The following is a 23799-nucleotide window of genomic DNA, read 5'->3' as shown; positions in this document are numbered from 1 at the left end:
CCATGAACGCCCGCCCGGGGCCCGGGCCGGCGGGGCCCGGGCCGGCCGAGTCGCGCTGTGGTTCTACCGGGTGATCAACGGGGCGAGACCGAGGTCGGTGAGGGCACGGGCGCCGCGGGCGGCGTGGTCGCCGCCCGCAAGGGCCAGGGTCCGGGCCGACTGGTAGCGGCAGCCTGCGGCGTCGAACGCGCTCGCGGTGGCGATCAGCCGTTCCGTGTCGGCGTCGAGCAGTGCCGTCGCACGTTCCACGAGGGCGGTGGCGACCGGGTTGCCGGCCACCGCGGTCCGGGCCTTCGCCAGACGGGCAGCGGCCTCGGGGGCCCCGGCGAGTACGGAGGCTTCGGCGCGTAGTGCCACGTACCAGTGGAGCCAGATCCAGGTGGTCCACTGCCGCACCTGGCCCGGTTCGGGGGCCGTTCGTTCCAGGGCTGCCTCGGGCCGCCCCTGGTGGAGCATGAGGATCGCGTCGAAGACCGCCCCGTACCCGTGGGTGTTCCACGGCGAAGGGTCGACCTGCGCGAGCAACGCCCTCCAGTCGCGCCTGGCTTCCTGGTCGTCGCGCAAACCGTGGATCGTCGCCATCGCTGCCGCGGGCGGACCGAGGACCGCTCGGGCGGGGCTGCCGGCCCGCTGCCACGCGTCGCGGAACCGCAGGCCGGTGGTGAGCACCTGTTCGGTATCGCCCGCCAGTGTGTCGGCGACGAGGAGCCAGCCCGTGGCACGGTGGCCGACCTCGGCCAGCTGCGGGTGTTCCGCGAGTCGCCGCGCCCACTGGCGGGCGCCCGGCAGGTCCCCTACGCCGAGCGCGGCCTCGGTGGCCTCGCCGAGCGCCTCGATCAGCTCGTGGGTGCCGGCCGGGCCGTACGGTGCGTCCGAGCCGTCCGGTTCAGATACGAGCAGCTCGGCCCGGCGCCGCGCCGTCGCCGCTGCCGCGAATGCGTCCCCGGCCCAGCTCAGCGCACCGGCAAGGGTGTCGAGCGCCGCGGACTCCGCGAGCGGGTCCTTTTCGAGGCGGGCGAATTGGACCGCTCGTTCGGCGGACGCGATGGCCTCCTCGACCGCTGGACCGCCGGGGCTGTCAGGGCTGCCAGGGCTGCTGCCGGCCGTGTGCGTCGCTGCGTCAGAAGCCTCGGTGGTGCCGGTAGTGCCGATCGCGTGGGTGAGGGCTCGTCCGGCCTCGGCCAGAGCGACCGCGGCCCGGGCGGAAGGGTCGGTGCCGGCCAGTGCCCGGGCATCGGCGATGAGCGCGTCGGCTTCCTCGGGCCGGAGCTGGGTGACGAACTTGCTGGAGAACCGGTACGCGTTGCTGGCGGCGGCCGCCAGGTCGCGGGCGGCTGCGACGGTGTCGCCCGCCCGGCGTGCGACGTCCGCGGCCGCGAGGTTGAGGCGGTGCATGTCATCACCGTGCAGGCGGCAGGCGGCCACGGCTGCGGCATGCCGGAACATCGCCGCCGCATCGGCCGGGGTGATCGCGAGCGCCGCGGCCTGTTCGTACCGCTGCTGGGACTCTGCGATCAGATGGCGGGTGAAGGCCAGTTCCGCCATGGCGCGCGCGAGGCGGTAGGCGTCCGCGCGCTGCTCCGTACGGCTCTCCGCCCACGCGAGGGCGGCCCGCAGTTCATCGGCCGCCCGGTCGAACCGGGCCCGCCAGTCCTCTCGTGGCGCCGCCAGTTCGGCACTTCGGGCGAGGCACCAGTGGAGGTGCCGGGCCTGGGTGTCGTGGAGTTCGCCGGCCTCGGTGAGGCGGTCGGCCCCGTACTGGCGCAGGGTTTCCAGCGCCCGATAGCGGGTTCCGTCCGGGGCGAACGTGACGGCCAGCAGGCTCTGTTCGGCGAGTCGGGCCAGCCCGTCGACGACGGTCGCCGCGTCGAGTCCGGTGACCTGTGCCGCCGCCGGGGCGGTGAACGGTGTCACGAACACCGACACCCGGCGCAGCAGCGCCCGGTCGGCCGGATCGAGCAGGTTGTGGCTCCAGTCGAGCGCCGCCCGGACCGAGCGGTGCCGGTCCTGCGCGCGGGAGCCTCCGGTGAGCATGCGCAACGGATGGGCCAGGGCGGCGGAGATGCCGTCCAGGCCGAGAGTGGCGTACCGGGCGGCGGCCAGCTCGATCGCCAGTGCCATGCCGTCCAGCCGTGCGCAGATCTCGGCGACCCGGTCGTACTGGGCGGGATCGAGGGGCCGGCCCACCGATATCGCCCTGTCGATGAACAACGCGACCGCGTCCGACCCGCCGACGACACTGCCCTTGCTGTCACGGCGGTCACGGCTGTCATCACTGTCGTCGCCGCCCTCACCATCATCGGCCGACGACAGGGACAGGGACAGGGGCGGGACCGGGTACACCCGCTCGAACGGCACCATCAGCCGGGAGCGGCTGGTCACCAGCACGCGCACCTGCGCGCAGGCGGCCAACAAGCGTTCGAGGAAGAGCGCCGCCCCGTCGACGACCTGCTCGCAGTTGTCCAGCACCAGCAGGGCGTGGCGGTCGGCCAGTGCGGCGGCCACGGACTCGGCCATGTCGTGGCCCGGTTGCTCACCGAGGCCGAGCGCCTCGGCGACCGCGGTGGCGATCATGCCGGGGTCGGTGACCGGCACCAGGTCGACGAACCACACCCCGTCGGCGAAGTCGTCGGCGGCGTCCGCGGCCACCGCCAGCGCGAGCCGGGTCTTGCCCACCCCGCCGGGGCCGACGGCGGTCACCTGTCGGTGCTCCTTGAGCATCGTGGCCAGCGCGGCCCGTTCGCTCTCCCGGCCGATGAACGAGGTCAGGCGCATCGGCAGCGCCGGCGCGGGGCGGTGCCGGTCAGACCTCGTCCGTTCGGTCGCGCACCGGGCCAGTGCCCGCCGGTCGGATACATCCAACTTGCGCAGCAGCGAGGAGACATGGGTCTCCACGGTGCGCACCGAGATGTACAGCCGGGCCCCGATCTCGGCGTTGCTGAGATGGTCTCCGACCAGTTCCAGCACCTCGGCCTCGCGAGGCGAGATGTCCGCTGCTTCTCCCATGGCCCCATTCTGTCGCACGCGTATCCGTACTCCCGCTCCGTGCTCGTCTCCGTGGTCACCACGGATGCCGGCCGACCGTGCCGGGCGAGACGCTGTGACTCGCACGGATCGGTACGGAACAGGCCGTTCGCGGCTCATGACTTCAAGGAGCGCCATGTCCAGCTCGCCCACCCCGTCCGCCTCGTCCACCTCGCCCGCCTCGTCCACCTCGGGGATCAGGACCGTGCTCCACCCGGTGTCCGATCTGGACAAGGCGAAGGGGGTGTATGCGGCCCTGCTCGGCGTGGCGCCGAGCAACGAATCTCCGTACTACGCCGGCTTCGAGACCGCAGGACAGCACGTCGGGCTGGTGCCGGGCGGCGGACCGCAGGCGATGACTTCACCGGTGGCGTACTGGCACGTGACGGACATCGGGGCGACGCTGGCCGCGGCGACGGCGGCGGGTGCGACCGTGACCGAGCCCGCGCATGACGTCGGCGGGGGTCGGCTGGTGGCCACGGTCGCCGACCCCGACGGCAACGTCCTCGGCGTCCTCCAGGACCAGGCGGGCAGCGGGCCCCGCTCCCGCGCGCAGCGCCGTCTCGACACCGAGCACCGGCTCGCCCACGATGTCGACGTATGGGTGGCGACCGCTTCGGCCGACGGCGCGCCGTACCTGGTGCCGCTGTCCTTCGACTGGGACGGCCGGACACTGCGGGTGGCCACCCCGGCGGACAGCCCCACCGGCAGGAACCTGGCCGCTGCCGGGACGGCCCGCCTCGCGCTGGGCCCCACCCGCGACGTCACCATGATCGACGGCACGGTGGAGGTCCTCGGCCTCGATGCCCTCTCGCAGGAACAGGGTGACCGCTTCGCCGAACGCACCGGCTTCGACCCGCGCACACTCACCACGGCCTACCGCTGGTTCCACATCACCCCGCACCGCATCCAGGCCTGGCGCGAGGAGGACGAGCTGGCCGACCGCGAACTGATGCGGGACGGCCGCTGGCTCGCCTGACGTCACTCCCGACAGGCCCACCGAGCCCTGGTACGTTGCGCTGGGCGGTCCACGCCGGGACTCAGGGCACGGTGAAGAGGACCTTGTCGCCGTCCGAGCAGGGGTCCGCGACCTTCAGCCTGGCCCGGACGCTCGCTCCGAGACAGAGGTCCTCGCCGTCGGTCGAGGTGACCTTGGCCAGCACGGCGGGGTCGGCCAGGTACACCTTGCCCATGCGGGGCCTGTCCCACTCGGCGTCGGTGTCGACGACCGCGGCGTCGAACACCTCGCCCACGCGGTGCATGAGGACCGCCGCCTCGGCCAGGTCCACGGTCTGCCGGTCCGCAACACCCCCCTTCCCCCGTGCCATGTCGCACGGCAGGCAATGCAGGGCATCGAGCACCCACTCCGGCGGGTCTTCGTCCGCGCATGCCGCCACGCACAGCGCACCGGTGTACCGGTCGACCAGGCGGCGCAGCGGGGCCGTGCAATGGGCGTAGGGGGCCGCGATCGCCGCGTGCATCGTGTGTTGCGGCGTCTGGTGGTCTCGGAAGGTCGTGTACTGCGCCTTGGGCATCGTTGTGGTGGCCTCGGTGAGGAAGGCCATGTGCTTCCTGTTCTTCGGATCCAGCGTGCGGACCAGCGCGGCGTACGGGACACCTGGGTCCCAGACGATCCCCAGACACTTGGCGATCTTGTGCAGACGCTCCACCACCTGTGGGTCGGTCTGCTCCTTCTGGGTGCGCAGGATCCCCGTACCGCTGTCGATCATGATCTGGGCCGCGGCCATTCCGGTCATGAGGGAGATCTGTTCGTTCCAGCCCTCCACCGGCAGCGTCGCCGCGTAGCTCAGCCGGAACGACCCTCCTTCGAAGGCGACCTCCTGATTCGGCAGGTGTACCGAGATGCCCCCGCGCGTGATCTCGACGTTCTCCCGCAGCTTGCCGATCTCGCGCAGCAGTGCGACGGACTCCTCGGCTGTGCCGTTCTCGATGTCCTGCTGGACGCACTGGTAGCTGTATTTGGCCCGGCTGCGGACCATGGCCCGGGTCACGGTCGATTCGGTGACGTTGCCGTCGGCGTCGAGGTCGTGCTGCCACAGGAGGGCCGGGCGGTCCTTGCACGGCAGCAGGCTGGCCTTGTCCTCGGAGAGCACGGGTGGGTGCAGGGGCACTTTGAGGTCGGGGAAGTAGAGGGTCTCGATCCGGTCGCGCGCCTCGGCCTCCAGGGGGCTGCCGGGCCTGACGAACGCGGCCACGTCGGCGATGGCGTAGTACACGCGGAAGCCGCCGCCTGACCGCCGTTCCAGATGCATGGCCTGGTCGAGGTCCGTGGAGGTCGACGGGTCGATCGTGAAGAACGGCAGGTGGGTGGCGTCCTCGTGATCCAGGTCCGGTCGGGCTGCTGCCCTGTCGGCTGCTTTGAGTACGCGCTTGGGAAAGGCCAGCGGGATCTTCAGCTCCGTACGGAGCTCCACCAGCGCGGAACGCAGGGCGTCCAGGGCCTCGCCGGACATGTGCATGGGGCGGCGTCGCATGCCCCGAGCGTAGGGCGACGGTCACGGACCGGCGCGGCGAACGGGTCCGGGTGGCGGAGCGGCCGCACGGGGCGCAGGGCGTTGCGGCCGTACGGGACGGGCGAGGCGGCGGGTGGCGGGGGGCCGTTCGCAGCAGGCCAGAAGCCTGCTGCGGGGGCATTCTCCAGCACTGCGGCCAGGGTTGGTGATCTGACAGGGCTGCCGTGGGAACAGGTTTGTGACGGATCTTGCGGGCCGGCGCCGCATTGGGAAGGAGACCAGCCCTGTTCTGCCGGCGGTGAACCCCGGCCCGACCGGGCTTGACGATCACTACCGTCCAGTCGCATGACGACGATCACCACGCACGCGGTCCGGTACCCGGCCGACGGTCTGACGATGATCGGGCACCTCGCGCTCCCGGCCGGCGGCGACCGCCGGCCCGCGGTGCTGCTCGGACCGGAGGGCCCGGGGCTCAGCAACGTCGAACGCCGCCGGGCCGATGCGCTCGCCGAGCTCGGATACGTAGCGCTGGCCTTCGACATTCACGGCGGGCGCTATGTGAGCGACCCTGAGGAGATGCTGGCCCGCTGCATGCCGCTGCTCGCCGACCCTGACCGGATGCGGAGCATCGGCCACGCGGCGCTCAACGTGCTGCGCGCCGAACCGCGGAGCGACCCCGACCGGATCGCCGCCATCGGCTACGGCACCGGGGGCGCCATCGGGCTGGAACTCGGGCGCGACGGCGTCGACCTGCGCGCGATCGGGACAGTCAACGCACTGACCACAGGCCGACCGGGTGAGGCTGCGCGCATCCGCTGCCCGGTGTGGGCCGGGGTCGGGTCGGAAGACCCGATCATGCCGCCCGCGCAACGCAACGCGTTCACCGCCGAGATGCAGGCCGCGGGCGTCGACTGGCGCCTCACGGTCTACGGCGGCGCCTTGCACGCCTTCCACCACCCGCCGGTCGACCATCCCGTGGTCCCCGGCGTCGGCTACCACCCACGGCACGCGCAGCGAGCCTGGCACGACGTCGTCGACCTGCTCGCAGAGTGCCTGCCCGTGACGGACTGATCGGGTCAGTGATCGGTCGTCGGACGGGGCTGCACCTGGACCCCGTGCGCCGCCGACGCTGCCGGTTCGCCGAACAAGGCTTGCCCGCGCTGGGCTCGAAGACCGTCAACGCTGCGGCGGCCCGGCCTCGTTCACACCGCTGCAGGCCGTCGAGGTCAAAGGCGCCGGCCTACCTGCTGCCCGCCGAGAGCGGAGTGCCGCTACATCGCTGGTCGTGCCCGGAACCGGCCCGCGACGCCGCCCCGGCGGGGCAGCTCAGGGAGCGGCTCCGAGAATTCGGATACCGCTGCAACGCCAAGGCCGGCCGTTCCAGTGGAGGTCCACCACCTCCGACCTGGACGGCCTGCCGGCCAGGCTCGACCAGCCACCGCGGGCCGGCACGAAGAATCCTCCGCCTCGCTCGCAGCGTGATCAACCCCCGAAGGCCTTACGGAGCCGACCACTTAGGCGCCGGGAGGCCGGTATCCGACCTGGTCCACCTTGTTGAGGGCCGTCAGGGTTTCCTCGACAGTGAGCAGGACGGTGGTCTCGAACGAGCGAAGCGCGCCACCGCGGCTGATCGCCAGCGCCACTGCAGCCATCGACACGTTGTCCGGCGCCTCCCACAGGTTGTAGCCGTCGTGTGTGCCGAAGGCGTACCAGAAGCCGTGGAGCCGCCCACCGACGGACTCGATGTACTCCCGGGCGGCCTCGGAACGGTCCTCGGGGTGGCTGGTCAGCCTCGCCCAGGTTTCCGGCGTGTAGCTGAACCTCGAAAGATAGAGCGGCATAGCTTCCCCTTTCATCCCCCGCAGGGTGCCCGAGCCGCAAGCCGGAAGCGTGGCGGCGCCATCGCACATCCCCCTTGCGAGCCGACGGATGACCGTCCCGGCTCATGCAGTGCCGGCCTCCGTGTGCCCTCCGCGACGACCGGTGGCATCCTCTGCGCCCCGGAACGGCGATGTCCGGTTCTCCCGAACATGAGCGGGGTCCGCCACTGAGCCACCCGCAGAGCTGTCCCCCGTGCGGTGGCTCCCGCTGTCGCGTCCGGCCGGGCGCTGCCCGTGTACGGCGTTCCTCGACCGACCCGACGTCGGCTCGCAGACCAGCGGCGTCCGCCAACCTGGGCAGCCGCTGTGCCCGTCGGCCTTGGGCCTCGCGGCGCCGGCGGGCCTGAACCGCGCGGAGCGCCTCGCCGAGGAGCAGAGCCTTTCCTTTGGGCCATCGGGCTGCGCCCGGGAGACACCGTCGGGCGAAGCTTCCCGGCGGCACGTCAGATTCGAGCATTTCTCCACGCATCCGACCTGACAGCATGTTAGGGATATAAGCGGAACGATCCGTCAAGTAGGAGGTATGTGGCAATGCGCACGACTCTTCTTCGTGTGGCGACCGTGCTGGGCAGCGCGGCCATGCTGGCCGCCGTCGGCAGCGGCGTGGCAAGCGCCGACGGCGTGGGCAGCGCAGGCATCGGCAACCATGGCGTCGGAAACGCCGGTGCCTTCAACGACGGCATCGGAAACGCCGGCGCCTTCAACCATGGCGTGGGCAACGCCGGCATCGCCAACTGGGGACTGGGCAACGCGGGCATCGCCAACACGGGAATCGGCAGCCACGGCATCGGCAACTCGGGCATCGGCACCGCCGGCATCGGCAACTGAGAGGGCCACCGCCCACGAACATCGCACAACGACCGCGTGACACGACGCGCCCGGCCGATGGCCGGGCGCGCCCACCTGGAGGGGACGGAGTCCTTCGGGGAGGTGTGCCAGTTACCTCGGGCAAGCCCCGCCGAGGCGGGGTGTGCCCCGTACAGCTTGTGACTCTCAGCCATTCAGTGACCGCGGGTGTTCCCCACGTCGGATGATGCACGGGGTCCGGTCACTCTTGCACCTGCGGCCGGCGTGGAGTCTTCACTGCGTCCGGAGAGGACCCAGAACGAGACGTAGTCGCTGTCGAGGCAGAACGGGGCCGGCACCTGAACAGATACGGTCGTGCCGGCCAACGCCGAGACACTCAGTACGGATCCGTCCAGCGGCATGCATCGAAGCGGGGTGTTGGCCCCAGTCACGCGAGCCGCCCGTGCTGCATCCCCTCCGGACCACGGACTTGACGAACAAGGAATGAACGCACAGATGAAGACGACCATCCAGTTAGCCTTGGGCGCCGTTCTCCTGGCCGCCATGACGGCCACCAGTGGCTCTGCTGCCGCCCAGGAGGCGGGGGCCGACGCACCGGCGGCAGACCATGCCCGGCTGACAGGGCAATGGACCGAGCCCGTCGACAAGAGCCGCCCGGGAATCACCTTCTATATCCAGAAGCTGACCTTCACCGCGGACGGCCGTTTCGAGCAGATCAACAACGTGATCTGCAACCTGGACGATTGTCCCGCGTTCAGGATCGGCGTGAACACGGGCACATACCGCACCGAGGGAAAGACCATCCACCTCGACGGCAATCTCGCCGACCTCCACGGCGCCGTCCGGAGCAGCAACACCATCGTCCTCGACAAGCACGTTCTTCACCGCACGACCGGCGAGACCTCGGAATAGCTCGCCGGGCTTTGGAAGGGATACGTCCGAAGCTCCTCGAAGCCACACTGAGCGTCAGCATCGCCTCCTACTGGGGCTTCTCCCGCTCCACCGGAGGCCCGCCCCTGGAGGCGGAAGAGCGACCACCGCGCATCGACCCCGAGGGCAGTCTGCTGGTCGACTCCGCGAGGACGCCCCGGATGGCCTCGCGCAACCCGTCGGCTCCCGGGTTCGGGCCCTCGGGCGTGATCACACCGCCCCGCACGGACCCAGCACCTCCCGCTCCGAGCTCAATTCTCGGGGGTCGACCGCGTTCACCGGGAGCCCTGGGATCTCAGGGCTCCCGCGTGAGCGGCTGTGCGTGGCGTCAGCGTGCGAACTTTGCGATGGCCGTCGGGGTGACGGGGGTGAAGAAGTTGACGAGGTTGCCGTCGGGGTCGCGGAACAGCAACGACCGGTTGCCCCAGGGCATCGTGGTGGGCTCGGTGACGAAGTCGGCGACGAAGCCGGCCAGATTCTGGTGAACGCGGTCCACGTCGTCGACGAGGAACTCGGTGATCACGCTGTGGTTGTCCGCCGGCCGGGCAGAGCCCGGGGCGAACAGCGGGACGGTGCGGGTGCCGGCGATCGCCAGGGTGGCACCCGCGGTCCGGAGTTCGGCGAAGTCCTCGGTGGCCCACGTCGCCCGCGCCCCTGTGGCTCGCTCGTAGAAGTCGACGAGGCGTGCGACGTCGCTGGTGATGATGCGGATCGAGACGAAGTCCATGGGAATCTCCTTGGCTGTGCTGGAGGCTTGCTCGTCGCAGGCTAGGAGAAATAGGGGACAGAATCGGTCCTGTATTCGCGCTAGGCTGCCAACATGCCTCGACCGACCAGCCGCGTGCTGACACTCCTGGAGCTGCTGCAGTCGGGCGGCACCCGGACGGTGGCCGAACTCGCCGACCGGCTCGGCGTCGAAGGACGCACCGTGCGCCGGTATGTGAACCAGCTGATCGACCTCGACGTGCCCGTGGAATCGGTGCGCGGCCGCTACGGCGGATACCGGCTGGCTCCCGGGTACCGCTTGCCTCCCCTCATGCTCAGCGACGACGAGGCGCTGGCCGTGCTTCTCGGCCTGGTCGCGGGCCGCCGAGCAGGGCTGACGACGACGGAGCGCACGGCAAGCGAGACGGCGTCGGCGAAGATCCGGCGGGTGCTGCCCAAGCGCATCGCCCGTCGGCTCGACACCCTCCTGGAAACGCTCGCCTTCACGGACCGGCCCGGCGAGTTCGACACCCCGGACGCTGGGGTCCTGCTCACGATCGCCGATGCGGTGCGCCACCACCGACCGGTATCGATCCGCTACACCGACCGTGACGGACGGCGCAGCGAACGCACGCTGCACGCGTACGGGATCGTCACCCATGCGGGCCGGTGGTACGTCACTGGCAAGGCCGCCCAGATCGGCGAGGACCGGACCTTCCGGCTCGACCGCATCGCAGATGCGCGGACCCTGCCCGGCTCATTCGAAGCGCCGGTGGGTCCCGGTCCGGCACAGCGCGTGTTGTCAGGGTTCGCCACCGCCGAATACCGGCATGAGGTGACCTTGCGGATCCACGGGACGGTCGAGCAGATCCGCGCCCACCTTCCGGCCGGCGTCGCGAGCCTGGAGGAGGACGAGTCCGCGGCCGGCGTGGACCGCGCGACCGAGCGCTGGCTGCGCGTAGAGCTGCGGGCGGAGCGGCTCGACTGGTTGCCCCCGGTACTCGCCTCACTCGACCGGCCGTTCGTCATCGAGCGCCCCGGTGAACTCCGCGACCTCGTCATCGCGCTCGCCGATCGCCTCACGTCCTACGCCGCCGAGCATGACCGCGAGGAACCGCTGTCATGAGATGGCACAGGGGGACTGTGCCATCAGGTCGACGCCGTCGAGAGGTCTGGTGGTGGGCTGCGCGGAGCCCCGCCCCGCGCCGGCAGGCTCCACGGTCGCGCCGTCAGCGGCCCACGTAGGCGAACGCCGCCCAGTCCTTGGGGTCCGCCAGCGGGGTGGCGCCTCTGCCGTAGGGGGCGAGAAAGGCCTCGAGACGTGCGGTCGTGTCCGGCGGTACCGGCAGCTGCGATCCCAACTCCGTGAACCATGCTCGCAGTTCGCGGGTGGTGAGGGTCCTCAGGGTGCGCCGGACCTCGTGCAGCACCAGGTGCGGAGCCAGGTCGGGCCGGTCCCGGCGCAGTTGGAGCAGGTGCGCCAGGGTGACGAACGCGGTGGCGTCGGACACCGGCCACAGCGTCGCGAAGACCCCACGGAAGCCCGCTCGCAGGAGTGCGCTGGGCAGCCCGACGACCTCGTCCACGAGCGTCCCGGCGACCTGCGCCGACGAACAGCCGGTGACGAAGGCGACGTCCCGGTCGCGCACGGGCAGGCGCCACAGGTGCTCCGCGGTGACCGGGCCGTCGTCGAGGTCCAGGCCGGCCCCGTCGCGGAGGCTGTGCCGCGCGTGACCTCCGAGCACGGCCGACGGCGCCTCGGCCAGCCCAGTCAGGGCGTCGTCGCGGGTCCGGGCCCGTACGACCGCGGCGGGCCCGGTGGCCGGCGGCAGGAGGTGTTCGGCCACGGCCCGGTCGGCCGGGAGGAAGGGCAGGTCCGCCGCGCCGCTCGTCGCGACGAGGGGCGCACCCGACGCCGGTGGCGCGGCCGGTGGGGCGAGTTGGGTGAGGGAGGGCACCACGCGTACGGCCACGCGGTCGTCGAACCACTCCTCGGGGGTCCCGGCCGCGTGGACCGGCAGCATGCTCAGGTGCCCCACCGGTACGAGGATCCAGTCGGCCGTGCCGTCGGGCTCGCCGGGTGCCGCGCCGCCTACCTCGCCGGGTGCCGTGCCGACGGCGCGCAGCAGGGGCTCCATCGCCACCTCCCACAGCAGTCCCTGGACGGCGAGCGCGTGGTGCGGCCCTTCCAGCAGCCGGTTCACCCAGCCGCCCACCCGCTCCTCCGACAGCCCCGGCAGCGGAATCTGCCGTACGGCCCCGGCCCGGTCGAGCAGCAGTGCCCGTCCGTCGGTGTCCTCCGCGCCGGGCACCAGGTAGACGGCCGTGGAGGCCTTCGGCAGGTGGGCGGCGAGTTCCGCGAGCGTCGGGAGGTCACCGGGCTGGGGCGGGCCGCCGTCCGGGAGGCTCCGGCGGATCTCGGCGAGTACGGCGGTCAGTTCCTCCTGGGGCCCTGCCGTGCCCGCCAAGTCGTCCAGGCCCGCGGCGAACCGTTGCTGTGCGCTGCGGTGCGCCTCGACCGCCGCCCGGTGGCGGGCGGACAGTTCGGGCGGCACCGTACCGGCCGGGAGGTCGGGGATCCGGTCGGCGCCGACCGCCAGGTTCCGTACGCCCTCGGCGACCCGGATCCCCTCGGCAGCCCCGGCGCCGGCCGTGACCAGCGGGGTCGCCACGGCGACCAGGCCCTCACAGGTCCGCAGGACCGCTTCGCGCTGCACCGGGCTGGAGACGGTGTACAGCACCAGTTGCCGGAAGTCGGTGATCACTGCCTTGGCACGGTCCGCTGCCTCCCGGCCCGTCAGCACGTCGGCCTTGACCGCTTCTTCGAGCGCCAGCATGAGGTTGGTGAGGTACACGGCCCGGTCCGGGTGGGAGGCCGGAGTCCGGTCGGTGGCTGCCGCCGCCAGCCGCAGTACGTCGGTGAGCCGCTCGGGCGGGGCGACGCCGCGCCGTACGGCCAGCCCCAGCGCTGTCGCGAGGTTCGACTCGTGGGCGGCGCGGCGCGGATTGGCCTCCGACGTACCCGCCAGGGCCTGCTCACCCGTCTCGATCGCCTCCGCCAGGGCCTTCGGGAGGTCGTTCGGCTCGACCACGCCCTCGCGCACGAGGTCGGCGATGAGGGAGCTGAGGTTGGACAGGTGCGTGGGGCGGGCGGGGTGGCCTTCGGGTACGTGCGCCACGCAGTACCTGGCCAGCGCCAGGGCCTCGTCGTAGTCCTCGGGGCGGCGTCCGGCGGCCAGCAGGGTGGCCAGGTTGGACGCGTGGCCGATGCGGGCCGGTGCGCTTTCGGGGGCCGAGTCGTACGCCTCGCGGGCCGCTTCCCGGGCCTCGTCCATCGCGGAGTCGGGGAGCGCCCCGAACTGCACCGCCTCCTCGACGACGGCACCCAGGTTGGATGCGAAAGAGGGGCGGTCGGGGTGGCCCGGCGGGGTGTGCTCCAGGGCGATCCTGGCCAGTCGTACCGCCTCTGCGTATCCGGCGGCCGGCCGTAGACCCGCGAGCACGGCGTGGGCGATGCGGTTGCTCAGGCCGCTCACCCGGGACGCGTAGTGGGGGTGATCCTCGGGGGTGGCGTCGACGGACTCCCGCTGCCAGGCGAGGGCCTCCTCCAGGCTCTCGGCGGCCTCGGCGTCTGCGTTGACGGCTTCGCCCAGCACGGTCGCAGCGCTGGCGAGGTATCCGGGGCGGTCGGGATGCCACGGGGGGAGCCGGTCGAGCGCGGAGCGGGCGAGGGCGACGGCGCGCGGCAGGTCGTCCGTGGTGCGGGCTCCCACCTCGACGGCTTCGGCGAGCACCAGAGCCAGGTTGATCTCGTACATGGCCCGGCCGGACGTGCCGCTACGGTCGGGGCCCTCGGCCGAGTCCACGCTGTCAGCGGTGCCTGTGGTATCTGCGGTGCCGGTGGTGCCGGTGGTGTCTGCGGATTCGGCGGGCTCGGATGATTCGGCGGATTCGGCGGAGGCTGTGACGGTCGCCTTCGCCGAGTGGATGGCGGAGAGGGCGGCCGAGAGGGTGACTGCCTCCTCCGCGTGAACGATGGCTTCCTGCAGGTCTGCCGGTGTGCCCTCACCCGCACGGACGGCCTCGGAGATCCGGCTGGCCAGCATGGAGGCCCGCAGGGGACGTCGTTCGTCCGGGGCGGGCGCCGCGGCCAGCGCCTTGCGCTGCCATTGGACGGCATCGCGCAGCGCGGAGGCGGGTCGCAGGCCGGCATCGACGGCGAGGCTGATCCGGTAGCCGAGGTTGGCCGCGAAGGTCCCCCAACCCGGCGCTTCGGGCGGGGTCAGCCGCACCGCCTCGAGCGCGTGGTCCAGGGATTCCTCCAGGTCGCCGACGGGGGCGAGGCCGGCCTGAACCTGTTCGGCGATGGCGCTGCCGAGGTCGGCGACGAGATCGGCGCGTTCCCGGTGGTCCGCGGGTGCGGCGGCGACCACGTCGCGGGAGAGGGCGACGGCGTGGCCCAGAACCCAGTCCGCCCCGTACCGGGACCAGTGGCCGAGCAGGGTGTTCGCCGTGTCGGCGGCGCCGGAGAGCCACTGCGGGGAGCCATGGTCCTCGTCGCTCCAGGCGTCCTGTGCCGCGAGGACGAGCCGGTGCTCCTCGACGGCCCGTTCCGGCCCGCGGTGGGCGGTGGCGCGCAGCAGGTCGCGCAGGTCGGCGGCCCAGCCGGCCTCAGGGGCCTGCGGTGCGAAGAGAGCGAGGTACTGGACCCACACCTCGGCCGCCTGGGCGAGTTCGAGCGGGTCCGCAGGGAGGTGCGCCAGCTCGGCCCAGACCTCTTCCCAGTCGGTATCCGTCAGCCGTCCCGCCTCTTTGAGGCAGCCGCGGTCCACGTCGAACAGGACGGCCAGGGCGGTGAGGACGTCCTGCCGGAGGCCGGGCGAACCGGCGACGCCGACCGGCTCGTCGGGATCCTCAAGGGTGGGAGTGGAGTCGCCGTCGTCCTCACCGCCCGTGTTGTGCGGGGCGCCGACGGCCGTGGAGGTCATGGGCCCGGCGCCGGCCCCGGAGCCTGATGCGACGGGCACGTCGGGCAGGTCGGGCTCGGCCGTGAGGCGTTCCGCAAGTTCGACGGTCAGACTGGCCAGCCAGCGGGCGCCGTGGGCGGTCACCGGCCCGGTGGCCAGCCGGGTGGCGGCCTCCGCGCGTTCCAGGGGCGGGGGTTCGGGCGCATCGAGGCAGGCCTGGAGCGATGCACCGGCGGGCAGTTCGGCCACGGCCCGCTCCAGTCCGGCTTCCGCGGCCCGGTCGATGACCAGGGCGAGGAACGGTTCGCGCGGGGCGCAGGCGGCGGCGACGCGGGGGTGCACGAGCCGGGGCTGCTCGGCCAGCATCCGTTGTCTGGTGTCCCAGTCGGCGGCGAGGAGCCGGTCGATGTCCTCGGCAAGGGTGAGGGCGATGGTGGGACCGGAGTGCTCCGGCTCCAGCGAACCCGCGACCACCAGCCGGAAGGTGGACGACGCGTCCTCCGCGCGGGCCCGCGGTACGGCTTCGGTCGGGGCCGGTTCCGCTGCCAGTGCCGGTGCTTCGCCGCCACCGTCCGCCTCTGCCCGGGCACTGGCACTGGCACTGGCACTGGTGAGGTTCATGTCCGTTGCGCTGAGTCCGGAACTGCTGTCCGCATGTCCGGGATTGCCGGGCTCGCTCGCCATAGCCGGGGCAGTGTCAGGGGACATCGGGGCAGAGCCGGTGCAGACCGCGCTTGAGGAGGTAGGTCGCGGCGGCGAGTGCCGCCGGGAGGCCCAGCAGTTCGCCGAGGATCTCGGCCAGGACGAGCACGCCGCCGGTGTCGGCGCGAAGGCTCCGGGCTGCCGGATTGCCGCACACGAGGCGCTGGAGCTGCGCCTTGTTGACGGCAAACCAGTTCCGCCCGCCCTCACGGGCATCGGATTCGCCACCGTCCCGGGTGGGCTGACCGGAGAGGATCGCGCCGAGTTCACCCAGCAGCTCGTCCTCGTCCAGCCCGAGGAGCCTTGCCGCCTCGTCGTGTTCGTTCACGGCGCGTGCCTTCCCTGTTCGTCGGGGCATCCCGCGTACGCCCCGGTACCGGCCACCACCGTAGCCGGATCGGACCCCCGCCACGCGGGCTCTGGTGAATCAACCCTTCGTACGGGTACAGGGGTTGAACGTCAGCCTTGGCAGTGTCGGCGGTTCGGCCGCCACCGCCCGGGCCATGGGACCAGGTTGGTTCCCCTGACACGGGCAGTGCCCTGGGCCAGCCCGCACCTGCGACAACGCTCCCGTCCGGGCGGCCCGTGCCAGTGCCCTGTACCGGCCCGAGCCGCTACGCGTGCACCGCATCACCGGCGCGTCGGTGGCCGACCGGTCCCGCCGTTCCCCTCCCCCGCGAGACAGGAGCCGATACCCGTGCGATCAACGGTTCGGCAGTTGTCGGCGCGTAGCTTCCGCAGCAGTGCAGGTCTCGTACCCGGTGCGACCCGAGCCGACGACCCGGCCCCCAACGCGCACGGGGTGAGCGTGCCGGACGCGGACCTCGGCCAGGCCGCAACAGCACCGAACGCCGGCACGTTCACGAGCGCCGCCGAGCGCACCGTCCGGCCTGCCGGCAAGGCCAACAGCGGCGGCCACGTGACGGTGTGACCCGAGGGCCGACCAGGTCGACCTGCACTGATCCACCGGCAGGACCCGCACGGTACGGCCGCGCCGGCGTCGGCGCCCCGGGAACGGACCTCAGCGGTCCAGCCGGCCGCCCGGGGCGCCGCCCGTTCCCCACCGGACACCGGCGGTCGCTACGTGGCTCGTGGTGCGGTCGGCCGGGGGTCGGACGGGCAGGTGTCGTAGGCCTCCGTGCGCGGCCAGAACCGTCCTTCGAGGGACTCGGCGCTGCGGTTGAGGCGGACCAAGACGTCCTCCAGCTCCCGCACCTCCTCGGGAGACCAGTCGGCGACCACCCGGGCAAGGCAGGAACGGTTGACCTCACGGTCGGCGGCGAGCCGGCGACCGCCTTCGGCGGTGATGCGCAGCTTGCGGGCCATCCCGCCGTCCGGATCCGCGACGCGCTCGGCCAGTCCGCAGCGCAGCAGCGCCGCCGTCTGGCGGTTCACGGTCGAGGTGTCGAGCCCGAAGGCCTCCGCCAACTGCCCGATGGACATGGGACCTTGGGTGTCGATCCGGCTGAGCAGCAGATACGCGGACCGCTCCAGGCGCTCGGGGTCGCGCTCACGGCGGGCCAGCACCTGGTGCCGCGAGAGCAGCATCAGCTCCCGTTCCAGTTTCTCCAGCACTGCGCCTCCCGCTCCCTTCGGCGCTCCATTATCGCCGCCCCGTGGACCGGCGGGGCTCCTCCTGCCGCGAGCTGCCACCCACGGGCCGCAATATGCATGATACACAGCATGTGTATCATGCATTTCTCGTCGCGCCCCGACGAGCCACAGCCTCAACCCGGAGGACCTTCATGACCGTCACCACGTCCACCGCCTCCCGCGCGGCCGAGATCCTGTCCCGTCCGGTCACCCTGAACGGCCTGAGCGTCCCCAACCGCATCGCCATGGCGCCGATGACGCGGATGTTCTCCCCCGGCGGCGTGCCCGGCGAGGACGTGCAGGCGTACTACGCGAGCCGGGCCGCCGCCGGCGTGGGCCTGATCGTCACCGAGGGCACCTACGTCGGTCACGACTCCGCCGGGCAGAGCGACCGGGTGCCGCGGTTCCACGGCGAGGAGCAGCTGGCGGGGTGGGCGAAGGTCGCCGCGGCCGTGCACGAGGCGGGCGGCACGATCGTGCCGCAGCTGTGGCACATCGGCATGGTGCGCAAGCAGGGCGAGGCGCCGTACGCCGACGCGCCCGCCGTCGGCCCCTCCGGCATCCGCGTGGACGGCACCGAGGGGACCGGCAAGGCGATGACCGCCGCCGATCTCGACGACGTCATCGGCGCGTTCGCCGACGCCGCCGCGGACGCCGTGCGGACCGGCTTCGACGGTGTCGAACTGCACGGCGCTCACGGCTACCTGCTCGACCAGTTCCTGTGGGAGCGGACCAACCGCCGCACCGACGCGTACGGCGGCGACGCGGTCGCCCGCACGAAGTTCGCCGCGGAGATCGTGGCGGCGGTCCGCGAACGCGTACCGGCCGACTTCCCGGTGATCTTCCGCTACTCGCAGTGGAAGCAGGAGGCCTACGACGCCCGGCTCGCGCAGACCCCGGGGGAGCTGGAGGCGATTCTGGCGCCGCTGGCGGCGGCGGGTGTCGACGTGTTCCACGCCTCCACCCGGCGCTACTGGCTCCCGGAGTTCGAGGGCTCGGACCTCAACCTCGCGGGCTGGACCAAGAAGCTCACCGGCCGCCCGACCATCACCGTCGGCTCGGTCGGCCTGGATGGCGACTTCCTCCGCTCTTTCGTCGGCGAGGGCGCCGCGCTGGGCGACATCGACAACCTCCTGGACCGTATGGAGCGCGAGGAGTTCGACATGGTGGCCGTCGGCCGGGCGCTGCTCCAGGACCCGCAGTGGGCGGCGAAGGTCCTGGGCAACCGCTTCGACGAGCTGAAGCCGTACGATGCCGCTGCGCTCAAGTCGCTCAGCCGGTAGCCGGTGGCCGGTGGCCGTCCTGAGCGTCGGCCCTCGAACGCCCCGCGACGTCGGTACGCCGGCAACGCGGGGCGTTCGACGATCGTGTCGAGTTCCGCGGGAGGTCGGAAACGACCCGGTGGCGGGAGTGCAGGTGCCAGAGGGCCGACGGGGCGGGCTCGGTGATCGCCGGCCGGTGCGCGGCACTGGGCCTGAAGTCGAAGGCTGCGGGGAAGCGGTCCCACAGCGGCTCGTTGTCGTGGAGCCAGTCGTGGAGCCAGTCGTGGAACTGCGCGGGGCGGACGGGTTCGGGGACGCCCGGCGGGTGCCAGTGACAGGAACGCACGGTGGTGGCCGGGGTGAAGCCGGCCTCCAGCAGCCGGTCACGGCGCCGTCGGAGGTACCCAGCCGGGGTGCCGTCCCGACAGTCCCACCGCCTGGTCCAGCAGCGGGGCGTCGTCCGGGACAGGTACGACCGGGCCGAAGATGCCCCCGCCGCGGTCCCCTTCTTCTGCTGCGGCGAGGAGGAAGGCGTGCGAGAGCCGCAACGCGGCCCCGTCGGGCACGTACTCCTGGCCCGTCGCCCGGGCCAGGTCCCAGCCGTGGATCACCAGCTCGTCCACGGCCACCGCACCCGCGACCTCGCCCGGGAGGTCCACGCCGCCCGCCCGGGTCATGCCGGTCCAGGCCGCCGGGTCCTGCCAGGCCTCGGCCAGCTCGCCGAGGACCCGGGGCAGTTCCTCGCGCCAGGCGGCGGGCAGGGACACTCCGGCCGGGTCCGGTGCCGTGTCGGTCGTCGGGCCGAGGTCCTTGCGGCCGGCGTCACGGAACGCGACGGCGAGGCCCGTGAGGTGGCCCAACAGGCCTCCCACCGTGTACTCGGGGCACGGCGTCGGGCCGGCCAGCCCGGTGTCCGGCACCTCCGCAGCGAGGCGGGACACGATCCGGGTCTGCTCCGCGAGATCGACGGACGGCGTACCGGTCATCGTCTGCTCCTCCGGGGGCACTCTCCTCATTCCTCCTCGGCGCCGTCGTCCGACTGGTTGCGTGCGCGCCTCGTGACCACGGCTGCCGCCGCGACGGCAGTCGTGGCGAAGGCCAGGGCGAGCATCCACCGCTGGTCGAAGGTGTGGCCGGTGGCGTGGTCGAGGGAGTAGCGGCCCGCCCCGGCGAGGCCGATGGTGGCGGCGGTGAAGCCGAGGAAGGCCGGGTACTCGAACCCTCCGCCCTGGGCGAAGAAGCCGGCCGGGGCGTGGACGGCCACGGCTCCGGCCATGGCTCCCGCGGCCGCGGCGCCGGCCGCCGGCGTGGCGAGACCCAGCACGAGGAGCGCCCCGCCGCCGGTCTCCCCCAGGCCTGCGGCGAGGGCGCTCTGCCGGCCGGGGGTGTAGCCCATGTGCTCCATCGCGGCGGCCGTCTTGTCGAGGCCGGCGCCGCCGAACCATCCGAAGAGCTTCTGCGTGCCGTGCGCCATGAGTACGGCTCCGGTCCCGGCCCGCAGCGCCAGCAGGGCGAGGTCGCGTCGGTTGATGCAGCTCATGGAGGTCTCCCTGGAGGCGGCGGGCCCGGCCGTCGTGTCGGGTCGGTCGGTGATCGGTCGGTGATCGGTCGGTGACGACATTCGTATCCCGTCGGGGCCGCAACGACCCCGCGCCGCCCCGCAAGTCCGCCGAACGGGCGGCAGCCCGGCCGGGCGCGGGCCGGTGCTGCCGGACGCGTGACGATGAGCCGGGCCAGTTCGGCCTCGTCCTCCTCGTCGTCGAGCCACAGCTCTCCATAGCCCACGACCGCCCCGGCCTCGACGAGGACGTGGGCCCGGACGTCGGCATCCCGGTGCCAGCCGGTGACCGTCCGCGGGGACAGGGGGCACTCCTGCCGTCCGCACCACCTGACGACCTCGTCGGCCGAGGTGGGCCGGCCGGCCACCGTGGCGGCGTGGCCAGCGGTGAAAGGAGCAGGTCCATACCCGTCGGCCCGTCCGGAGCCACGATGCGACAGCGCCGCGCATCGGGCCGCAGGGCGACCCTCGGTGTGCCTCGGCCGCCGTCGCACACCGGTATTCCACACCCGATCCGGTGTCGCGGCAGGGCGCCGTCGCGTCCACAGGGCGCGGGAGGGCCGACGCGTTCACACTGGCAGGACGAAGAGTGCAGTGCACTGCGCGCAGTGCGGCAAGGAGGCCGGATGAGCTGGGCATCATGGACCACTCGCGGGATCTTCGCCGGCCGGAACGGAGTCATGACCGGCGAAGCGGGACCCGTCCTCACCGGTGAGCTCGACATCCACACCACATGGACCGAGGTCGAGGGCATGGCGCACGTCACGGTGCAGTACAGCGGGGCCTCCGACTGGCTTCCCCTTGCGGGAAGTCCCGTCCCGTGCCCCAGTGAGGAGGCGAGCCGCGCCCTGCACGACGCGGTCATCAATTCCGTACGTGCCGGAGCGACCCTGCCGCTCAGCGCCGGTCTGCCCTGAACCGCGATCCTCAGTGCGAGCCGGTGCTGCCGGGCGGTGCCGTGCGGTACCGCCCGTCAGGCGGCCGCGCCCACGCTCCGGCGGGCAGCGTGCTGGCGGCGTTCCTCCTCGGTGAGCCCGCCCCACACCCCGTACGCCTCACCGGTGCGCAGCGCGTGCCGCAGGCACGCCTCCCGCACCGGGCACCGGGCGCAGACCTCCTTGGCCGCCTCGTCACGGGCGGCGCGGTCCTCACCGCGCTCTCCCGCCGGGTGGAAGAACCGGCGCGAGCCCAGGCCCCGGCAGGCCGCTTCCGCCTGCCACGCCCAGTGGTGCTCGGCCAGGCCCGGGAGTCGCGACACGTCGGACATTGCTTGCTCCTTCCGTGGGATGGTGATGACGAAGGCTCGCCTGCTCACGATCCGCCGGATGAAACGTCCGGGGTGACGCGGTCGACGGCGGGAGCCCGTCGGCCGCAGTGGGGGGCTGCGGCCGACGGGCGTCTTCACGGCCCTGCCGGGCTGGCTATGCGGCTATGCGGCGCCCGTCATCCGGGCGAAGACGACCACGTTGCTGTTGTAGTAGTGCTTCTTGGGGTCGAACTCTCCGCCGCAGGTGACCAGGCGCAGGCCCGCGTGGTCGAGGTTCTTGTAGACCTCCAGTGTGGGGAACTCGGCCTTCGGGTACTCGCTGACCTTGTCCACCGTGAACGTGACCGTCTTGCCGTCCTTGCGCGTCACCTTGATGGTGTCACCGCCCTTCATCGTCTTCAGCTTCTCGAACACCGCTGCCGCTCCGTTCCATGTGACGTGCCCTGCGATCACGGCCGGTCCCTCGGAGCCGGGCGTCGGGCCCGGCTCGTACCAGCCCGCGAGCGCGGGGTCCTTCGGGGTCTGCATGGTGCCGTCGCCGTTCTGCTTCAGCGTTTCCAGGGTGCTGGTCACGCCCAGCGACGGGATCGTGATCTTCTGCGGCTCCGAGCGGGCGAGGGCGGGCTGGGCCCGGCCCGCTCCCGTCCCGCCGCCTGTGGCCGAGCCTGCGTCCGTACCGTTCTTCGACGCGTCGGCGGGCTTCCCGCTGGGGGCTGCGCCCGCGGCATCGGGTGCCGCGCCCTGTGCGGCCTGCCCCTGTCCGGCCTGCCCGTCCGGGGCGGCGGGCTGCGCCGCGTTCTGGCCTCCGCAGCCCGCGAGGAGCAGCGCGGCGAGAGCGGCGGCGGCGAGGGGGCGTACGGTGCGGCGGCGGCTCCACCCGGTGGCCGTGGCGGTCGCGCCGGGTACGGGCGCCGTGCCGGGTTCGGGGGTCGGCCTCACGCGCCGCCCCCGGTGTTCTCCCGGCGGACGGGGACGGGGACCGCGGAGGCCCGCTTGCGCGACAGCGCCACCGCGCCGGCCGCCGCGGCGAGCACGGTGATCGCCACGCCGTCGCGGACCGTCACCGGCACGGAGGCGCTCTCCGGGGTGCCGCCGCCGGTCTCGATGGCTCCGACGGGGAGGGATCCGACGGCCGCGCCCTTGACCTCTCCGCAGTTGGTCGGGGCCGTGGCCTCCTGGGGCAGCTTCGGGTCGAGCTCGCTCTTGCCGGCTCCCTCGAAGTCGTACTTGCCGTTCTTGTTGCGGTCGATACCGTGCTGTACGACGTGCAGGTCCTTGATGTGGTCGACGACGTCCTGGCCGACCGTGATGGTCCGCTTGTAGGAGATCTTCCCCTTCTTGTCGGCGACGGGCATGCGATCCACGGCCAGGCCGCTGGCGGGCTTGGTGTCACCGGTCGTCGTGAGCGAGATGTTGATGTCGCCGTAGTCGTGCGTGGCCTCGGTGTTGTTGAGGATGCCGTCGCGGTCGGTGTCGTCGCTCGCGTCCGGGCACTTGAAGTCGTGCCCCTTCGTCGAGCCGTGGAGGTGCTGGGCCGAGGGCGAACCGGGCACCATGCCCTCGGACTCGATCTGTACGGTCAGCTGATTTCCCTTGAGACTGAGCATGACCGTGCCTCGGGAGCCCGAATTGTTCAGCTGCGCCAAATCGATCTGGTACGCCTTTCCGCCCTCCGCGAGCGCTGGTCCGGAAAGACCGAGGGTCAGGAACACGGCGGCGGGTACGGCGGCGAGAACCACGTGGCGACCGGCGCGCTTGACTATCACATTCGCTCCTGTTCCGTGGATCCCCAGGACGGGAATCGCAGATCGTACGGGGTGGAATCGAGCCCCGGAAAGGGTCTCGTTCCTACTTCGGCGCCCCAACGCCTGTGGATGGGTGCCTTTTTGAAGATTTTTCGGCGCCCACTGCGTCCGGCAGCCTTCCCCCGGTCATCCAGATGCGTGACATCGCATCGGCCAGGGCGGGGAATCGGGCCGCCTCGCAGAGCATCACCGAGAGCACGAGCATTCCGTGCGCGGTGGATTTCGGATCACGGTTGCGGTGCAGCCGCATGACCGCGTCGCCCAGGGGGCGGCGTCCCAGGAGGAGCCCCGGGAGCCGCACGCCCGCGGCCGCCTCAAGGTCCCTGCGGCGGCCGCCGAACGGCAGTGCCTGCGTACGGCTGATGCCGGGCGGCGCAGGCGAGTCCCGCACGTGGCGGACGTACGCCTCCGGCGGGGCCTGGCCGTTCTCGAAAGTGTTGCGGAATCCGATGATGCGAGGGCCTGCGCCGGGCAGGCGGAGCTCGACGTAGAGCTCGATGAACAAACCACTGAGCTGAATACGGAGCGGGAGCTGGGATCTACCCCGGTCCCCCGGGCCGGCCATGCTGAAAATACCGTGAGCATCTGCGGCTCTCGACCGGATGGTCGACGTCAGGAGCCGATACTCGTCCACCGATGCGTACGCCGAGGAAAACGACACGGGTTTCAGCATGGCCGCCTGCATCAGGTGGAGGAGCCGGGGGCCGGACTCCTCGTCAGTAATCTGAACGGATTCGGTTCGACCTTGCTGTACTCACGCACGCGCATCCACCGCCTTATACATCGTTCCGGTCACCGACGGGAGGGGTGGCCCCCTTCCCCGGT

At 72.1% G+C, this 23799-nt stretch carries 22 protein-coding genes and 1 pseudogene; 9 read left to right on the top strand and 14 right to left on the bottom strand.

Going from position 1 to position 23799, the window contains the following annotated elements; genetic code table 11:
- Positions 1–63: 63 nt before the first annotated feature.
- The gene (locus tag AAT21_RS30550) at positions 64–3006 is read right to left on the bottom strand and encodes an ATP-binding protein (protein WP_046780181.1); all 2943 of its coding nucleotides are present in this window, start codon (positions 3004–3006) and stop codon (positions 64–66) included.
- On the opposite strand from AAT21_RS30550, the pseudogene AAT21_RS39920 reads away from it, so the two are divergent.
- A pseudogene (locus AAT21_RS39920) lies at positions 2909–3520 on the top strand (VOC family protein); the annotation flags it as partial. The gene AAT21_RS30550 and the pseudogene AAT21_RS39920 sit on opposite strands and share 98 nt — an antisense overlap.
- Positions 3497–4003: a pyridoxamine 5'-phosphate oxidase family protein gene (locus tag AAT21_RS38505; protein ID WP_046780261.1), complete on the top strand. Its 507-nt coding sequence runs from the start codon at positions 3497–3499 to the stop codon at positions 4001–4003. The pseudogene AAT21_RS39920 and the gene AAT21_RS38505, both read left to right, overlap by 24 nt.
- A 61-nt stretch (positions 4004–4064) precedes the next feature.
- Here AAT21_RS38505 and AAT21_RS30540 read toward each other — a convergent pair whose 3' ends face one another.
- Complete coding sequence (locus tag AAT21_RS30540) at positions 4065–5519, bottom strand: RNB domain-containing ribonuclease (protein WP_046780180.1); 1455 nt, start codon at positions 5517–5519, stop codon at positions 4065–4067.
- Between the two features lie 324 nt (positions 5520–5843).
- Between AAT21_RS30540 and AAT21_RS30535 the strand changes: the two genes are divergently transcribed.
- Positions 5844–6569, top strand: coding sequence for a dienelactone hydrolase family protein (locus AAT21_RS30535; protein ID WP_046780179.1), 726 nt, complete (start codon positions 5844–5846; stop codon positions 6567–6569).
- A gap of 443 nt (positions 6570–7012) precedes the next feature.
- On the opposite strand, the gene AAT21_RS30530 is transcribed toward AAT21_RS30535, so the two are convergent.
- Positions 7013–7339: a GYD domain-containing protein gene (locus AAT21_RS30530; RefSeq protein WP_046780178.1), complete on the bottom strand. Its 327-nt coding sequence runs from the start codon at positions 7337–7339 to the stop codon at positions 7013–7015.
- A 591-nt stretch (positions 7340–7930) separates the two neighbouring features.
- Between AAT21_RS30530 and AAT21_RS30525 the strand changes: the two genes are divergently transcribed.
- Positions 7931–8206: a pentapeptide repeat-containing protein gene (locus AAT21_RS30525; RefSeq protein ID WP_235439282.1), complete on the top strand. Its 276-nt coding sequence runs from the start codon at positions 7931–7933 to the stop codon at positions 8204–8206.
- Between the two features lie 474 nt (positions 8207–8680).
- Positions 8681–9097 carry a hypothetical protein gene (locus AAT21_RS30520; protein WP_046780176.1) on the top strand — a complete coding sequence of 139 codons (417 nt, stop codon included), beginning with the start codon at positions 8681–8683 and terminating at the stop codon, positions 9095–9097.
- Between the two features lie 346 nt (positions 9098–9443).
- On the opposite strand, the gene AAT21_RS30515 is transcribed toward AAT21_RS30520, so the two are convergent.
- Complete coding sequence (locus tag AAT21_RS30515; protein WP_046780175.1) at positions 9444–9842, bottom strand: VOC family protein; 399 nt, start codon at positions 9840–9842, stop codon at positions 9444–9446.
- Between the two features lie 93 nt (positions 9843–9935).
- Between AAT21_RS30515 and AAT21_RS30510 the strand changes: the two genes are divergently transcribed.
- On the top strand, positions 9936–10946 hold the full coding sequence (locus tag AAT21_RS30510; RefSeq protein WP_046780174.1) for a helix-turn-helix transcriptional regulator: 1011 nt from the start codon (positions 9936–9938) through the stop codon (positions 10944–10946).
- A 103-nt stretch (positions 10947–11049) separates the two neighbouring features.
- Here AAT21_RS30510 and AAT21_RS30505 read toward each other — a convergent pair whose 3' ends face one another.
- Complete coding sequence (locus tag AAT21_RS30505; RefSeq protein WP_046780173.1) at positions 11050–15408, bottom strand: CHAT domain-containing protein; 4359 nt, start codon at positions 15406–15408, stop codon at positions 11050–11052.
- Between the two features lie 76 nt (positions 15409–15484).
- Complete coding sequence (locus tag AAT21_RS30500) at positions 15485–15817, bottom strand: hypothetical protein (protein ID WP_046780172.1); 333 nt, start codon at positions 15815–15817, stop codon at positions 15485–15487.
- 390 nt (positions 15818–16207) lie between these two features.
- Between AAT21_RS30500 and AAT21_RS37830 the strand changes: the two genes are divergently transcribed.
- Complete coding sequence (locus tag AAT21_RS37830) at positions 16208–16420, top strand: hypothetical protein (protein ID WP_157879821.1); 213 nt, start codon at positions 16208–16210, stop codon at positions 16418–16420.
- Positions 16421–16569: 149 nt separating this feature from the next.
- Here the strand turns inward: AAT21_RS37830 and AAT21_RS30495 are convergent, their stop codons facing one another.
- A complete protein-coding gene (locus tag AAT21_RS30495) occupies positions 16570–17037 on the bottom strand; it encodes a MarR family winged helix-turn-helix transcriptional regulator (RefSeq protein ID WP_235439288.1) in 468 nt (155 codons plus the stop codon).
- Between the two features lie 197 nt (positions 17038–17234).
- Between AAT21_RS30495 and AAT21_RS30490 the strand changes: the two genes are divergently transcribed.
- On the top strand, positions 17235–18365 hold the full coding sequence (locus AAT21_RS30490; protein WP_046780171.1) for an NADH:flavin oxidoreductase: 1131 nt from the start codon (positions 17235–17237) through the stop codon (positions 18363–18365).
- On the opposite strand, the gene AAT21_RS40110 is transcribed toward AAT21_RS30490, so the two are convergent.
- Genes AAT21_RS40110 through AAT21_RS30475 form a run of 3 tightly spaced genes read right to left on the bottom strand, consistent with a single transcriptional unit; the run spans position 18355 to position 19884 of the window.
- Positions 18355–18690 (bottom strand): DUF2716 domain-containing protein, encoded by a 336-nt coding sequence (locus tag AAT21_RS40110; RefSeq protein ID WP_046780170.1) that lies wholly within the window; start codon positions 18688–18690, stop codon positions 18355–18357. The two genes, AAT21_RS30490 and AAT21_RS40110, sit on opposite strands and share 11 nt — an antisense overlap.
- Positions 18691–18727: 37 nt before the next feature.
- Positions 18728–19330 carry a TIGR03086 family metal-binding protein gene (locus AAT21_RS30480; protein WP_046780259.1) on the bottom strand — a complete coding sequence of 201 codons (603 nt, stop codon included), beginning with the start codon at positions 19328–19330 and terminating at the stop codon, positions 18728–18730.
- A 26-nt stretch (positions 19331–19356) separates the two neighbouring features.
- Positions 19357–19884, bottom strand: a complete 528-nt coding sequence (locus tag AAT21_RS30475) for a DoxX family protein (protein ID WP_046780258.1) — start codon at positions 19882–19884, stop codon at positions 19357–19359.
- 644 nt (positions 19885–20528) lie between these two features.
- Between AAT21_RS30475 and AAT21_RS30470 the strand changes: the two genes are divergently transcribed.
- A complete protein-coding gene (locus tag AAT21_RS30470) occupies positions 20529–20819 on the top strand; it encodes a hypothetical protein (protein ID WP_046780169.1) in 291 nt (96 codons plus the stop codon).
- A 56-nt stretch (positions 20820–20875) separates the two neighbouring features.
- Here the strand turns inward: AAT21_RS30470 and AAT21_RS30465 are convergent, their stop codons facing one another.
- The 4 genes from AAT21_RS30465 to AAT21_RS30450 form a co-directional block, all read right to left on the bottom strand.
- Entirely contained in the window at positions 20876–21169 is a 294-nt protein-coding gene (locus tag AAT21_RS30465) for a WhiB family transcriptional regulator (protein ID WP_046780168.1), read from the bottom strand.
- A 162-nt stretch (positions 21170–21331) separates the two neighbouring features.
- The gene (locus AAT21_RS30460; protein ID WP_235439281.1) at positions 21332–22108 is read right to left on the bottom strand and encodes a class F sortase; all 777 of its coding nucleotides are present in this window, start codon (positions 22106–22108) and stop codon (positions 21332–21334) included.
- Positions 22105–22935 carry a hypothetical protein gene (locus tag AAT21_RS30455; protein ID WP_046780167.1) on the bottom strand — a complete coding sequence of 277 codons (831 nt, stop codon included), beginning with the start codon at positions 22933–22935 and terminating at the stop codon, positions 22105–22107. The genes AAT21_RS30460 and AAT21_RS30455 overlap by 4 nt, the downstream gene beginning before the upstream one ends.
- A gap of 82 nt (positions 22936–23017) precedes the next feature.
- On the bottom strand, positions 23018–23647 hold the full coding sequence (locus tag AAT21_RS30450) for a ribosome-inactivating family protein (protein ID WP_235439280.1): 630 nt from the start codon (positions 23645–23647) through the stop codon (positions 23018–23020).
- Positions 23648–23799 lie beyond the last annotated feature (152 nt).

The organism is Streptomyces yangpuensis (genome assembly GCF_001005295.1).
GTDB lineage: Bacteria > Actinomycetota > Actinomycetes > Streptomycetales > Streptomycetaceae > Streptomyces > Streptomyces yangpuensis.
This window is presented reverse-complemented; position numbering and strand designations above follow the sequence as displayed.